This is a genomic window from Bacillus sp. CPT56D-587-MTF (assembly GCF_058792335.1).
In genome coordinates this window covers 4,714,242-4,727,544 of the sequence record NZ_JBYTEF010000001.1, presented here as the reverse complement: position 1 = coordinate 4,727,544, position 13,303 = coordinate 4,714,242, and the positions used below count along the sequence as shown (strand labels likewise).

Sequence of the window (13,303 nt, the reverse complement as noted above, 5' to 3'; positions counted from 1 at the left end):
AACATATGAGTGAAAACAATTGGAAAACGAAAATTATATTATTTTTGACCGCTCAAACTATTTCGTTGTTCGGTTCCTCTCTCGTACAATACGCGATTATATGGTATATCACCCTTACAACATCATCAGGAGTGATGTTGACTATTTCAACTGTTTGCGGTTTTCTACCACAAATTGCGATATCTTTGTTTGCAGGTGTTTGGATTGATCGTTATGACCGTAAAAAGATGATTATGTTATCGGATGGAATTATAGCGATTGCGACGTTAGTTTTAGCAATTTTATTTTTAACAGGATATAAAAGTATTTGGTTACTTTTTATTGTGTTACTCATTCGTTCAGCTGGAACAGGAGTACAAACGCCAGCTGTGAATGCATTAATTCCGCAAATCGTTCCGAAAGAGTATCTTATGAAAGTAAATGGAATAAATAGCAGTATTACATCTTTAATTATGTTTCTTTCTCCAGCAGCAAGTGCGGCGATTCTTTCTATTGCCAGCATTGAAACAACATTTTTTATTGATGTTATTACGGCTATGATTGGAATTAGTATTATGCTTATCATTCAAGTAGAGGGACATGTGAATGCAGAGAATAAGCAAAAATCTAATCTACAAGGAATTAAAGAAGGATTCTCTTATTTAAAAGAAAATGTATTTATTAAAAGGCTAATCGTTTTATTAATTATCGTCATGATTTTAATAAGTCCAGCTGCTTTTTTAACACCTTTAATGGTAACTCGTTCTTTCGGGGCCGAAATGTGGAGACTTACTGCTAGTGAGATGACCTTTAGTGCTGGTGCGGCAGCTGGTGGCGTATTGATTGCCGCGTGGGGTGGTTTTCGTAATCGTATGCATACAACAGCGCTAGCTTGTGCATTATATGGACTGCTTATGATTGGACTCGGAATAGCACCGATATTTATTATGTATTTAGTATTTAATTTTTTAATTGGTATAACGATGCCGTGCTTCAATACACCAGTTACTGTGTTATTGCAGGAAAAAGTAGAACCATCAATGCACGGACGGATGTTCAGTCTTGTACAAATTGCGAATTCATGCGCGCTTCCTCTAGGAATGATAATATTTGGGCCATTGTCGGATATGTTTAGTGTAGAGATTTTGTTAATTTATGCTGGGATATTCGTGCTATTTTGCGCAATGTATATTGTATTAAGCAAGAGGTTTGAAGTGTAAATATTTATAATACAGAGGGTTTGCGAAGTGATTTAATATGCTTCGTAAACCTTTTTGTTATTATTCTAGTCAATAGTTATTTATTGTTAAACGATAAATAATTATTGACTGTTAATGGTTTTTTGGATAATATGATGTTAAGAATCTAAGGAGAATTACATGAGTAGAGGAGAATGTGAAATGAAAAATAAATACGTAGTAGCTATTTCTTTCATGATTTTAGCGATTATTTCTTTAACTATACATGCTTCAAACAGTAAAGTAGGAGCGGATGGATTCCTTGAAGAACCTTTCTTTTTCCTAGTACCGATAAGTTATGTATTGTTCCTTAGTGGTATTGGCGTATTATTATTTGGATTTATTACTTCAAAGCTGAAAAAGGGCAATAAATAGGGGTTACCAATAGGGACAAAATACTCACTATGAAATAGAAACATACCATATGGAAGAAAAAGAATAAGTGAGATGAATCATGATGAACCATCATTTTTATAATGGAAGACAAGTAGGAGCAGCTATTACGCTGGCTGGGGCACAGGGAACAATTCATGCTATGAATCAAGCTATTCAAATGCAACAACAAGCATATTTTGCACAAATGATGCAAAGTCAGTATATGCCGTATTCACAGCTTCCGATGCAAATTGTACATTACGATGTACATCCAGCTGGTTTATTTTCTATTCCATATGGCGGGACATATTTCTTATGAAAGAAAGCGACTCAATAGAGTCGCTTTTTTTCATATTCCGCCTAGCTTCATTCCAAGGAATGCGAAGAGGATACCAATTATGTACGTAGCGCTTAAGTATAAAAGGAAAGTGCTAATATTTTTTCGATTGAGAAGTTGAACGGCTTCTAGTTTAAACGTAGAAAATGTAGTGAATGCACCCATAAATCCAGTACCTAATAATAGTTGCCAGCCTGTAGTAACTCCGTTGCCGATTATATATCCAAGTAAAAACGCCCCTGTTATATTAATAAGGAATGTAGCAAGTGGAAATTGTGTTTTATTTCTTTTCTTAAACCAATTGCTAATTGCAAATCGTGTAATCGCACCGAAAAATCCTCCTGTTGCGACTAATAAGGCTTCTATCATGAGTAATCACCTTCCGTAAGAGATTTCTTAATTAAGAAATCTCCAAGTGTATAGCCAAGGCCAGACATAATGAGGCCACCAAGTATGCTACATGATACATATAAGAAGGCTATGCTCCACTCAGAATGATTGATCAATTGCACAGTTTCTACACTAAATGTTGAAAAAGTCGTAAAGGAACCGATGAATCCAGTTCCGATGCCTGTGATGACCTCTGAAGGTAAGATGTTTAGCCGGGCGATATAAGTAGTTAGCCACGCTAAGAAGAAGCAACCGATTAAGTTAATGAGTAATGTTGCTAATGGAAATGAATGATGCCAAAATGTGGTGATATTAAGACCTAAATAATAACGAGAAAGAGCTCCTAATATACCGGCAATGCCGACGATAATATAAATCAATTTTCTCACCTCTTTAAATAGATTGCTCAAAAAAATAGACTCCTACCAGTATGTATACTGGTAGGAGTCATTAGCTAAGCAGCGTTTATGGCGAACTCCATCGCCTAGGATTATTACATATAGTGTACTAAATATACCGTTTAAATTCCAGTGAGGAGGTGGGTGTAACGTTTCTTTTTTTGATGTCTGAAGGTTTTTCAAGTAATTAAAATGGGATCGATTACTTATCAACTAAATATAGTGATATACGGTTTTAATTATGATAAAATGTTTCTTATGTGTGTCGTTTTGTTTTATTTGACTGAAAATAAAGAAAAATAAATTCGCGTGAAAAGGAGTCATTTATTTGAAGAAATTTTTAAAAATCGTATTTACATGTGTTTTAGTAGTAGCGGGCATTGTAGGAGGATTTCTAGCGTATATGACACTTACTAAAGAACAGCCTGCTGATGTTATAAGCTTGAAGGTGGAGAATAATAAGGAGCGCGTATTAGCGACTGGAAATGAGTTTAAAGTTACAACATTTAATATTGGATATGCTGGGTTAGATAAGGATCAAGATTTCTTTATGGATGGTGGAAAGGGATCTGGTTCAAGTAGTAAAGAGCAAACGGAAACTAATTTAAAGAATATGCTTTCGTTTTTACAAAATGAGAATAGTGATTTTGCACTATTACAAGAAGTTGATATAAAGTCACTTCGTTCATTTGATGTAAATGAACATGAATTTTTGAAAAAAGGATTACCTGATTATGTTTCATCATTTGGCAAGAACTACGATACGAAATGGGTTCCAGTGCCAATAACAAATCCAATGGGATATGCGGAGGCTGGATTAAGTACGTTTTCTAAATACACTGTTCAAGAAGCGAAGAGGTTCCAGCTTCCTGGAATGGAGCCTTGGCCAAAGCGTTTGTTTGATTTAGATCGAGCAATTGTGGAATATAAAATTCCTGTTAATAATGGGAAACATGTTAGACTCGTAAATTTACATTTGTCTGCTTATGATGAAGGCGGGAAAATTAGAAAACAGCAAGTAGAGTACTTAAAAGAATATATGAACAAGCATTATGAAAATGGTGATTACGTAATAATGGGCGGAGATTGGAATCAATTAGTTTCAAACGCTCAATTAAGTGATCCGAAGTTCGTGAAAGAGCGCCCTGAGTGGTTAGTAGAGTTACCGAAGGACTTTACAGACGGTGGCTTTAAGTGGGCTGTAGATCCGTCTGTTATGACTGTGAGAGATGATGTAAAGAAATATGTAGAAGGTGAAAATTTCGTCACTATTATTGATGGCTTTATCGTTTCACCGAATGTAGAGATTGTAAATGTACAAGGGAAAGATTTAAAGTTTGAAAATAGCGATCATAACCCAGTAAGTGCGGTATTTAAACTGAAGTAATTGATATGTATAAGTAGAAGGTGGGGCTTCATATGGAGTGGTTAAAGAGGACTTGTTTTTCTAACCTTGAGAAAGAATCACAGAAAAATCATTTATTACTGTTTATAACGATTTGTAGTTTCTTTCTTGGGATAATCGCAATTGGGTATTATGGATATATTTTTACAGAGAGAGCAATAGCGTTTTGGATTTGTGGTATTTCTGTCGTTGCATTTGGAACGCTTTTTACTTTTATAAAAAGTATGGAATCAGCGTATAAATATATCATGACATTTATGTTGCTTACAATGTCTTACATTATGGTACAAGCCTTTAATGAAAGCCCGGCTGTATTTCAAATGGTCTATTTTACATTAGCTGTTTCACTTATTTACTTAAGTGAGCGCCTCATTTTAATTCTTGGCGGGGTAGCTGTTGTGATCACATTTATCCTTTGTAGCTATTGGCCGGAGCAATTTTTTGCTTATACAGCCTCGTCTGAAGCTGCTAATTTCGCAAGTTTGTTAGCGATTGTAACAATCGCTATGTGGGGCGTCACGAAAATCGGTTCTAATCTGCTCCTTCGTTTAAGTGATGAGAAGCAAGAAGTAATGAGAAAAGCTCAGGAGTTAGAAGAGACGCAAAGACTTATTGAAGAAACAGTTGTGAAACTAGATAGTAATTTCAATCATTTAAGACAAAATATGAACACGTCGATGGAATCGATGAGTGAAATTAATTTTGCCTTTGAAGAGGTGGCAGTTGGTACGCAATCACAATCAGAGATGATGTATCGTTCGGTAGAAGTATTGAATGATATGGAGGGAAATATTGAACAAATCATCTCTCAAGTAAGAACTGCATCGGCTCGTGTGGATGAAAGCTTAGAAATTTCAAAAGGTAGTGTACATACTCTAAGAAATTTTGAAACTAACATGAGAAGTTTAAATGATGTTGTTTCACAGTCTGGAATTATATTTAGAGATTTAATGATGCAATCGAAACAAATTAATGAAATTGTAGATGTAATAACGAATATTTCAAGTCAGACGAGTTTGCTAGCTTTAAATGCAAATATTGAAGCTGCGAGGGCAGGCGAGCATGGAAAAGGTTTTGCTATTGTAGCGAGTGAAGTGTTAAAGCTTGCTGAAGAATCAAATCGTTCTGCGGGAAGAATTCAAGGGATTTTGAAGGAGTTTAGTAATCAAGCAAGTAAGGTAGAAGTGCAAGTAGAAAAGTCAGAAAGAGTACAAGAAGAATGTAACGAGATGTTAGCAAGCGTTTTAACAAATGTAACTGATTTAGGGAAGTTTATTGATGCGATTAATGAAGTAATGCGAGAGGTTGTTGTTCATCAAGAAAGTTTCCAAGTTAAAACGACGAATATCGTAAAGGATGTTACGCATGCTTCTAACGTAATTCAGCAAACTTCTACAGCTACAGAAGAAGTGCTAGCGAGTGTGGAAGAAGAAAAACATCGAAATGATACGTCAATGAAGACGTTACAAACTGTTAGCGAGCAAGTGAAGTTGTTAGAAGATATTTTAGAAAAGTAATATTGCTTGGAAAGAGCACGAATGATGTGCTCTTTTTTCATTGAAACGAATACTTGATAGGAATTTAATTGCTTTTCTGCGCGTTTTCTGCCAAGCTTAAGGAGATAAAATTCAGCTAATAGCGGAATTAAAATACTTCAAAGAAAGAATTAAATAGGTGACGCATATGATCGAAGTTAAGACTTCTGAACTTAGTGATGGAGAATTTAATAGAGGTGTATTTGCAACTCGTGATATTAAAAAAGGTGAGTTGATACACGCAGCACCAGTTATCTCTTATCCGAATGAACAGCATGAACATATTGAGAAAACATTACTTGCTGACTACGCATTTGAGTATGGAATCAATCATACGGCAATCCTTTTAGGATACGGTATGTTATTTAATCATTCATATACACCGAATGCAACGTATGATATTGTCTTCGAGAACCATACGTTTAACTTCTATGCTTATAAGGATATAAAAGCAGGAGAAGAAATTTTAATCAATTATAATGGTGAAGTTGATAACGATGAGCTGTTATGGTTTGATAAAGAAAAAGAAGAGAACGAAAAGTAATATAAAGAGTATAGAAAGAGCACATTCTGTCGGATGTGCTCTTTTTTTATTGATGTAAATAAAGTAAAAAGTACAAAAAAATACCACTTTCTTTTTGTGTGGTATAGTAAGATACTGAGGGATAGTGTTTTGAAAAAGTCACATATTTTACAAATTGTTGTCTTTCTGATGACATGTCAAGTTTAGTAGTCCATTTGGGTTGCTTTATTATGCAATATATATTTTAATATGAGTGGCACCTCTTATAAATTAAGAGGTTTATAGGTGTCTCGAATTGATTTTGGGTACACTGTATCCACCACTTTAGGTTCTTTCATGTACGTGGGGATATTATGGGCCCGTATAACGGGATAAAATGAATATAGAAATAGAGGAATCGTAAAATGAATATGCAAGAGGTTTATAAATATTTAAGTACGGTATTGCCTGAAGGACATGTTAAACAAGATGAAATGTTAAAGAATCATACGCATATTAAAGTTGGCGGAAAAGCAGATGTTTTTGTTGCGCCTACAAATTATGATGAAATTCAAGAAGTTATTAAATATGCGAACGAATATAATATTCCAGTTACGTTTTTAGGAAATGGATCGAATGTCATTATTAAAGATGGTGGAATTCGCGGGATTACAGTAAGTTTAATTCATATTACAGGTGTTACTGTAACAGGAACGACGATTGTAGCACAGTGTGGTGCAGCAATTATTGACGTATCACGTATTGCCTTAGACCATAACTTAACGGGTCTTGAGTTTGCTTGTGGTATTCCAGGTTCAGTTGGCGGAGCATTATATATGAATGCTGGTGCATACGGCGGTGAAATTTCGTTTGTATTAACAGAAGCTGTCGTAATGACAGGTGATGGAGAGCTACGTACTTTGACGAAAGAAGCATTTGAATTTGGATATCGTAAGAGTGTATTTGCGAACAACCATTACATTATTCTTGAAGCGAGATTTGAACTTGAAGAAGGTGTACATGAAGAAATTAAAGCAAAAATGGATGATTTAACGTTTAAACGTGAGTCAAAACAGCCTCTAGAATATCCTTCATGTGGTAGCGTATTTAAGCGCCCACCAAATAACTTTGCTGGTAAGTTAATTCAAGACTCAGGACTACAAGGTAAGCGAATTGGTGGAGTAGAAGTTTCTTTAAAACACGCTGGGTTTATGGTGAATGTTGATAACGGAACAGCACAAGATTACATCGATTTAATTCACTTCGTACAAAAGACAGTTGAAGAGAAATTTGGCGTGAAGTTGGAGCGAGAAGTAAGGATTATTGGAGAAGATAAGGAATAAAGAAATACGTATGAAGATATGAATTATTTTAAAATAATATTTGGGTATTGTTGACAATTTGTTTTCAATTCAATATAATGGCTAATAATTTAACAAATAACATACGTTGAAAGAGCCCAGTAGCAGTTTGTCACTGTTAACGAGAGAGCTAGGGGTTGCTGGAACCTAGCACAAACAAACTTGTGAATTACACTCTGGAGTATCTTAGGTAATGCTAAGCGGACTGGCAATCGATATTATTGCTAAGAGTGGTATGAGTAGCTATGCTATTTATACAAACTGGGTGGTAACACGGTGAATAATCGTCCCTATGTCATAGACATAGGGATTTTTTGTTTTAAAAAAATAAAGGGGATGACAAAAGATGAATATCATTGATGAGTTAGAATGGCGCGGCGCCGTTAATCAACAGACTGACGAAGAAGGCTTACGTAAGCTAGTAGAAGAGAAAAAGATTTCACTATACTGCGGAGTTGATCCAACCGGTGATAGTATGCATATCGGACATTTGATTCCGTTTATGATGATGAAGAGATTCCAATTAGCCGGCCATCATCCTGTTATTTTAATTGGCGGGGCAACAGGAACAATTGGTAATCCGAGTGGACGACAATCAGAGCGTCAACTTCAAACGTTAGAAGTGGTTCAGCATAATGTAGATGCGTTAACAGCACAAATGAAAAAGCTATTTGATTTTGGTGGAAATAGCGAAGTGAAGATGGTAAATAACTATGATTGGACACATGAAATAAATATTATTGAGTTTTTACGTGATTACGGGAAAAACTTTAGCATCAATAGCATGTTAGCGAAGGATATTGTAGCAAGCCGTTTGGATACAGGTATTTCTTTCACGGAATTCACGTACCAAATTTTGCAAGCGATGGACTTCCATCATTTATACACGAAAGAGGATGTTCAACTGCAAATTGGTGGTAGTGACCAATGGGGAAATATTACGAGTGGTTTAGATTTAATTCGTAAGTTAGAAGGTCATGAGGCGAAAGTATTCGGATTAACGATTCCGTTATTATTAAAATCGGACGGTACGAAGTTTGGTAAATCAGCGGGTGGTGCGGTTTGGCTTGATCCTGAAAAAACGACACCGTTTGAATTTTACCAGTTCTGGGTAAATACAGATGACCGTGACGTCGTTAAATACTTGAAATACTTTACGTTCTTAACGAAAGAGCGTATTGATGAATTAGCGGTTAAGGTGGAAACAGAGCCTCATAAACGTGAAGCACAAAAAGTACTAGCAGAAGAAATGACGAAATTCGTTCATGGAGAAGAAGCATTCCTGCAAGCTGTGAAAATTACAGCAGCGTTATTTAGCGGAGATATTAAATCGTTAACAGCTGATGAAATTGAACAAGGTTTTAAAGAGATGCCAACATTCCAGTCTTCAAAAGAGACGAAAAACATCGTAGAGTGGCTAGTTGATTTAGGAATTGAACCATCTAGACGACAAGCGCGTGAAGATATTAATAACGGAGCGATTTCTATGAATGGTGAGAAAGTAACAGATGTGGGTACGGATGTTACTGTAGAAAATTCATTTGATGGACGATTTATTATTATCCGTAAAGGGAAGAAGAATTACAGCCTTGTGAAGTTAGGCGAATAGTTTGTGTGAAAGGATGGGAGTAGGAAGAATACTTCCATCTTTTCGTATACACAATTTGGACATAAAATAATCAGTAAATTTAGATAATTAAAAGGGTTATACGATTCTTCTGCCGAATAAATAAGTTAGAGAAAATTACGGATAAAAATAGCCCGAACCATGCAGGGCATGATTCGGGCTTATATTCAGATTAGTAAGCTAAGCTGAATAGACCTTTAATGTGTGATAAGTAACGAACGTTACTTGCTTCTTTCATTAATGATGCTGGTAAGCCTTTAAGTGGAGTATTGCTTGCTCCAATTGTAGCAACCGCATCTTTACGTCCTAGACTAGCAAGTGTTCCAGAGTTTACAGGTGCGAACTCTTCGAATGCTTTGCCTTCTAGTGCTGCGTATAAGTTGTATCCAATTAACTCACCCATTTGCCAAGCGATTTGTGCAGTTGGTGGGTATGGACGTCCGTCTGGAGCGAAGACAACAGCGCTGTCTCCAGCAACGAATACGTCTTTGTGAGAAGTAGATTGTAGGTATGCATCAACTGTTGCACGTCCACGGTTAACTTCAAGACCTGATTCACCGATTAATGGGTTACCTTGTACGCCGCCCGTCCAAACGAATGTGTTAGCAACAAGTTTTTGACCGTCTTTTAAGTCGATTTCGTTGCCAGCAACGTTTGTTACAGGAAGACCAGTTAAGAATGTAACGCCGCGCGCTTCTAGGCTAGTAGTTGCACGTTCGATTAAGTGGTCTGGTAATACTGGAAGGATTTTTGGACCTGCTTCAACAAGAAGAAGTTTCACTTCTTTTGGATTTACGCCGTGGCTTTTTGCAAGTTTAGGCATAATGTCAGCAAGCTCACCAACTAGCTCAACGCCAGTTAATCCGCCACCACCTATTACGATTGTAGCATCAGCTTCGTTTTTCGTTTTCGCGTATTCACGAATACGGTCTTCAACGTGTTTGTAGATTTTATTCGCATCAGCAGCAGATTTTAATACCATGCTGTTTTCTTCTAGTCCTGGAATACCGAAGTAAGCAGTTTTACTTCCTAAAGCAACTACAAGTGCATCGTAAGATAAAGTAGTGCCGCCAGCTAGTTTGATTTCTTTGCTATCAACTGAGAATGACTCAACTGTTGCGATTTTAAGATCGATATCTTTACCTTTGAAAAGCTTTGTAAGTGGCATTGCAACTGCTTGCTCAGACACGTTACCAGCTGCAAGGCGGTGTAGTTCAGTGATGATTTGGTGCGTTGGGTATTGGTTAATCACTGTAACTTGTGCTTCTGATTTACTGTAATATTTACGTACGTTTAAAGCGGCAAGAAGACCGCCATAACCAGCGCCTAAGATGACAATTTGTTTTGACATAGTATGATATCCCCCGTCTTTACTAATTGTTGTTATAAGTTAACTTATTTATTGTTACGTTCTGCACTAATTTGAAGATATGCGTTCACAAGGCGGAACATTTTTTGTGCTTGTGGATCTTTTAATAATTTTAATAGACCGAACAGGCCGATAACTTCGTTGCTTTCGTCAGCACGATTTTTCGCTTCGATTGCAGTAGCAGCCATGCTTTTCACTGTATCTTTTACAGGTTCTACAAGCTCTGTGATTGCACCAACAGTGTCGCTTTTTAATACTTCATCAGTAGCAACAGTTTGAGCGAAGTCATAAGACTTAGTTAAAATGTTAACAAGCTCAGTTAATTTTGGAAGCTGTTCTACTAGTGTTGTTAATGATTCTTGTACCTCAGGTTTTAACAACTGATCAAGTACATCAAGTTGTCCTTGGCTAGCAGAAATTTGTACAGTTTCTTGTTCTGGCTTTGTTTGAGTCATAGTTTCTGGCATCTCCAATTCTCCTTTACGATAGCAATACTCTTATTTTTTATAAGTAAGATAGTAAACGGTTACGAAACTTTATACAAAGTTTCACAAAACACAATAAAATGCCTTTAAATTTATGACAGCAAGTAAGCTGACATAAATCTAAAACCATAACGTCTTACTTATTATTTATGAACTGTCCGATACATGGCTTGTCCGCATAATGGAAAAGCTCCGTTACCGGAAAGTGTATATAATATATATCCTATATTATATACTATATACACCTATGTTAACATAAAAATGATTCCTAATTATTTGATATTGAGTGTATAACGTAGTGCTGACAAGGTATGAAAGCGTATAAAATATTTTGTTTCAGTTAGAAATGTACATATATATATAGAAAAAAAGGAAAAAACGAACAAATTCATGTTCGTTTTTTCCTATTATTCACCTTCTGCAATTAGCATCGATGTGTTACCTTCTTTTTCAAGATGGCATTCGCCCCAAGAACAAAGAGAGTCAAGAATGGATTCTAAAGACCAACCGTAGTCGGTAAGAGAATATTCTACTTTCGGTGGGACTTGGTTGTATACTTTTCTTTGAATGACCCCGTCGTCTTCTAATTCACGTAATTGCTGTGTTAACATTTTTTGTGTAATACCAGGCATGGAACGTTTTAGTTCACTCGTTCTCTTTGTACCTTTCGTTAAGTGACAAAGGATAACAACTTTCCATTTGCCGCCGATAACTTCTAAAGTCGCCTCTACAGGAATATTGTATTTCTTCATATGAAACCCTCCCTTTTTGAGTAAAGTAAGTTTAATAATACAAATGTTACTTTTTAGTACCTATAGCACTTTAAAGTACGTACTTTTTATTATGTTAAATATGTTTCATAATAGCACATGTAAGAGGCAAATGAGTAGTACGGTACCAAAAAGTGACTATGTTACTTTTTAGTGCCTATCGTACTTTAAAGTGCGTTCTTCAAAAAAGGAATGAAACCATTCATAATAGCATTTGTAAGTATGAAATATATTTTTTAGAAGATAAAAGGGCCTTTTTATCATACTATTATGATTGGATTTCTTGTAATAAGGAGGAATTCAATTGAGTTCATATACAGTACCATCTTCGGAAGCTCAGACGAGCCGAAGAAGTATGTTTGCTTTATTAGCGCTAGCAATTAGTGCGTTTGGGATTGGTACGACCGAGTTTATTAGTGTCGGTTTACTACCATCTATTTCAAAAGATTTAAATGTTTCGGTTACAACAGCCGGTTTAACGGTTTCCTTATATGCGTTAGGAGCGGCAGTAGGAGCTCCTGTTTTAACAGCGTTAACGGCTAGTATGTCGCGAAAGACATTATTAATGTGGATTATGGTTATTTTCATTATTGGTAATGGCATTGCGGCGGTAGCAACAAGCTTCACTGTATTAATTATCGCAAGAATTGTATCTGCGTTTGCACATGGTGTGTTTATGTCAATTGGATCTACAATTGCAGCTGCAATCGTACCAGAGAATAAACGTGCTAGCGCAATTGCGATTATGTTTACTGGATTAACAGTTGCGACTATTACTGGTGTGCCAATTGGAACATTTATCGGTCAACAATTTGGCTGGAGAGCGTCATTTATGGCGATTGTTGTAATTGGAATTATTGCTTTCATCGCAAACAGTATACTCGTCCCATCTAATTTAAAAAATGGTGTACCTGTATCGTTTCGTGATCAATTTAAATTAATTAAAAATGGAAGACTATTACTTGTTTTCATTATTACTGCACTTGGATACGGCGGTACATTCGTAACATTTACGTATTTATCTCCGTTATTACAAGAAGTAACAGGATTTGAAGCAAGTACTGTTACTATCATTTTATTAGTGTATGGAATCGCAATTGCGATAGGGAATATGGTCGGCGGAAAATTATCGAATCATAATCCGATTCGAGCGCTATTTTACATGTTCTTGATTCAAGCGATTATATTATTTGTTTTAACATTTACAGCGCCATTTAAAGTAGCTGGATTAATCACAATTATTTTCATGGGACTATTCGCATTTATGAATGTTCCGGGGCTACAAGTATATGTAGTTATATTGGCAGAGCGCTTTGTTCCGAGTGCGGTTGATGTTGCTTCAGCAATTAATATTGCCGCATTTAACGGAGGGATTGCTTTAGGTTCTTATATAGGTGGCCTTGTAACGAATTCATTAGGATTAATCCATACTGCTTGGGTAGGTGGCCTTATGGTAGTAGCCGCTGTTATTTTAACAGCGTGGAGCATGACATTAGAAAAAAGAGATCAAGTAAAATAAAAGGAGAGAAAAT

At 36.1% G+C, this 13,303-nt stretch carries 14 protein-coding genes, 1 riboswitch and 1 other annotated feature; of the genes, 9 read left to right on the top strand and 5 right to left on the bottom strand.

Annotated elements, in window-relative coordinates; genetic code table 11:
- Positions 1-5: 5 nt before the first annotated feature.
- The 3 genes from AC3WVZ_RS24450 to AC3WVZ_RS24440 all read left to right on the top strand — a co-directional run bounded on the left by AC3WVZ_RS24450 (position 6) and on the right by AC3WVZ_RS24440 (position 1,911).
- Entirely contained in the window at positions 6-1,199 is a 1,194-nt protein-coding gene (locus AC3WVZ_RS24450) for an MFS transporter (RefSeq protein WP_063219969.1), read from the top strand.
- A gap of 180 nt (positions 1,200-1,379) precedes the next feature.
- Complete coding sequence (locus tag AC3WVZ_RS24445) at positions 1,380-1,592, top strand: DUF3955 domain-containing protein (RefSeq protein WP_025118109.1); 213 nt, start codon at positions 1,380-1,382, stop codon at positions 1,590-1,592.
- Between the two features lie 79 nt (positions 1,593-1,671).
- Positions 1,672-1,911: a DUF3947 family protein gene (locus AC3WVZ_RS24440; RefSeq protein ID WP_000980930.1), complete on the top strand. Its 240-nt coding sequence runs from the start codon at positions 1,672-1,674 to the stop codon at positions 1,909-1,911.
- 30 nt (positions 1,912-1,941) lie between these two features.
- Here AC3WVZ_RS24440 and crcB (AC3WVZ_RS24435) read toward each other — a convergent pair whose 3' ends face one another.
- Both crcB (AC3WVZ_RS24435) and crcB (AC3WVZ_RS24430) read right to left on the bottom strand, forming a co-directional pair.
- Positions 1,942-2,298, bottom strand: a complete 357-nt coding sequence (gene crcB, locus AC3WVZ_RS24435; protein ID WP_000568587.1) for a fluoride efflux transporter CrcB — start codon at positions 2,296-2,298, stop codon at positions 1,942-1,944.
- The gene (gene crcB, locus AC3WVZ_RS24430; RefSeq protein ID WP_000639315.1) at positions 2,295-2,699 is read right to left on the bottom strand and encodes a fluoride efflux transporter CrcB; all 405 of its coding nucleotides are present in this window, start codon (positions 2,697-2,699) and stop codon (positions 2,295-2,297) included. The genes crcB (AC3WVZ_RS24435) and crcB (AC3WVZ_RS24430) overlap by 4 nt, the downstream gene beginning before the upstream one ends.
- 54 nt (positions 2,700-2,753) lie before the next feature.
- Positions 2,754-2,813: riboswitch (Fluoride riboswitch) on the bottom strand.
- A gap of 232 nt (positions 2,814-3,045) precedes the next feature.
- Here crcB (AC3WVZ_RS24430) and AC3WVZ_RS24425 point away from each other — a divergent pair.
- The 5 genes from AC3WVZ_RS24425 to tyrS all read left to right on the top strand — a co-directional run bounded on the left by AC3WVZ_RS24425 (position 3,046) and on the right by tyrS (position 9,129).
- Positions 3,046-4,104 carry an endonuclease/exonuclease/phosphatase family protein gene (locus tag AC3WVZ_RS24425; RefSeq protein WP_000714051.1) on the top strand — a complete coding sequence of 353 codons (1,059 nt, stop codon included), beginning with the start codon at positions 3,046-3,048 and terminating at the stop codon, positions 4,102-4,104.
- A gap of 32 nt (positions 4,105-4,136) precedes the next feature.
- Entirely contained in the window at positions 4,137-5,639 is a 1,503-nt protein-coding gene (locus AC3WVZ_RS24420) for a DUF4077 domain-containing protein (RefSeq protein ID WP_063219968.1), read from the top strand.
- A gap of 166 nt (positions 5,640-5,805) precedes the next feature.
- The gene (locus AC3WVZ_RS24415) at positions 5,806-6,201 is read left to right on the top strand and encodes an SET domain-containing protein (protein ID WP_000573649.1); all 396 of its coding nucleotides are present in this window, start codon (positions 5,806-5,808) and stop codon (positions 6,199-6,201) included.
- Positions 6,202-6,584: 383 nt separating this feature from the next.
- The gene (murB, locus tag AC3WVZ_RS24410) at positions 6,585-7,502 is read left to right on the top strand and encodes a UDP-N-acetylmuramate dehydrogenase (RefSeq protein WP_001057102.1); all 918 of its coding nucleotides are present in this window, start codon (positions 6,585-6,587) and stop codon (positions 7,500-7,502) included.
- A gap of 97 nt (positions 7,503-7,599) precedes the next feature.
- Positions 7,600-7,815: a binding site (T-box leader), on the top strand.
- A 51-nt stretch (positions 7,816-7,866) separates the two neighbouring features.
- The gene (gene tyrS, locus AC3WVZ_RS24405; protein ID WP_233935530.1) at positions 7,867-9,129 is read left to right on the top strand and encodes a tyrosine--tRNA ligase; all 1,263 of its coding nucleotides are present in this window, start codon (positions 7,867-7,869) and stop codon (positions 9,127-9,129) included.
- A 190-nt stretch (positions 9,130-9,319) separates the two neighbouring features.
- Here the strand turns inward: tyrS and AC3WVZ_RS24400 are convergent, their stop codons facing one another.
- The 3 genes from AC3WVZ_RS24400 to AC3WVZ_RS24390 form a co-directional block, all read right to left on the bottom strand.
- A complete protein-coding gene (locus AC3WVZ_RS24400; RefSeq protein ID WP_000043202.1) occupies positions 9,320-10,498 on the bottom strand; it encodes an NAD(P)/FAD-dependent oxidoreductase in 1,179 nt (392 codons plus the stop codon).
- Positions 10,499-10,542: 44 nt separating this feature from the next.
- Complete coding sequence (locus AC3WVZ_RS24395) at positions 10,543-10,983, bottom strand: DUF1641 domain-containing protein (RefSeq protein ID WP_233935529.1); 441 nt, start codon at positions 10,981-10,983, stop codon at positions 10,543-10,545.
- Positions 10,984-11,408: 425 nt separating this feature from the next.
- Complete coding sequence (locus tag AC3WVZ_RS24390; protein ID WP_000760481.1) at positions 11,409-11,753, bottom strand: winged helix-turn-helix transcriptional regulator; 345 nt, start codon at positions 11,751-11,753, stop codon at positions 11,409-11,411.
- Positions 11,754-12,126: 373 nt separating this feature from the next.
- On the opposite strand from AC3WVZ_RS24390, the gene AC3WVZ_RS24385 reads away from it, so the two are divergent.
- Positions 12,127-13,290: an MFS transporter gene (locus AC3WVZ_RS24385; RefSeq protein WP_002026553.1), complete on the top strand. Its 1,164-nt coding sequence runs from the start codon at positions 12,127-12,129 to the stop codon at positions 13,288-13,290.
- Positions 13,291-13,303 lie beyond the last annotated feature (13 nt).

Coding starts and splice junctions, on each gene's coding strand:
- AC3WVZ_RS24450 (WP_063219969.1), top strand. CDS start 6: ATGAGTGAAAACAATTGGAAAACGAAAATTATATTATTTTTGACCGCT.
- AC3WVZ_RS24445 (WP_025118109.1), top strand. CDS start 1,380: ATGAAAAATAAATACGTAGTAGCTATTTCTTTCATGATTTTAGCGATT.
- AC3WVZ_RS24440 (WP_000980930.1), top strand. CDS start 1,672: ATGATGAACCATCATTTTTATAATGGAAGACAAGTAGGAGCAGCTATT.
- crcB (WP_000568587.1), bottom strand. CDS start 2,298: ATGATAGAAGCCTTATTAGTCGCAACAGGAGGATTTTTCGGTGCGATT.
- AC3WVZ_RS24420 (WP_063219968.1), top strand. CDS start 4,137: ATGGAGTGGTTAAAGAGGACTTGTTTTTCTAACCTTGAGAAAGAATCA.
- AC3WVZ_RS24415 (WP_000573649.1), top strand. CDS start 5,806: ATGATCGAAGTTAAGACTTCTGAACTTAGTGATGGAGAATTTAATAGA.
- murB (WP_001057102.1), top strand. CDS start 6,585: ATGAATATGCAAGAGGTTTATAAATATTTAAGTACGGTATTGCCTGAA.
- tyrS (WP_233935530.1), top strand. CDS start 7,867: ATGAATATCATTGATGAGTTAGAATGGCGCGGCGCCGTTAATCAACAG.
- AC3WVZ_RS24400 (WP_000043202.1), bottom strand. CDS start 10,498: ATGTCAAAACAAATTGTCATCTTAGGCGCTGGTTATGGCGGTCTTCTT.
- AC3WVZ_RS24395 (WP_233935529.1), bottom strand. CDS start 10,983: ATGCCAGAAACTATGACTCAAACAAAGCCAGAACAAGAAACTGTACAA.
- AC3WVZ_RS24390 (WP_000760481.1), bottom strand. CDS start 11,753: ATGAAGAAATACAATATTCCTGTAGAGGCGACTTTAGAAGTTATCGGC.
- AC3WVZ_RS24385 (WP_002026553.1), top strand. CDS start 12,127: ATGTTTGCTTTATTAGCGCTAGCAATTAGTGCGTTTGGGATTGGTACG.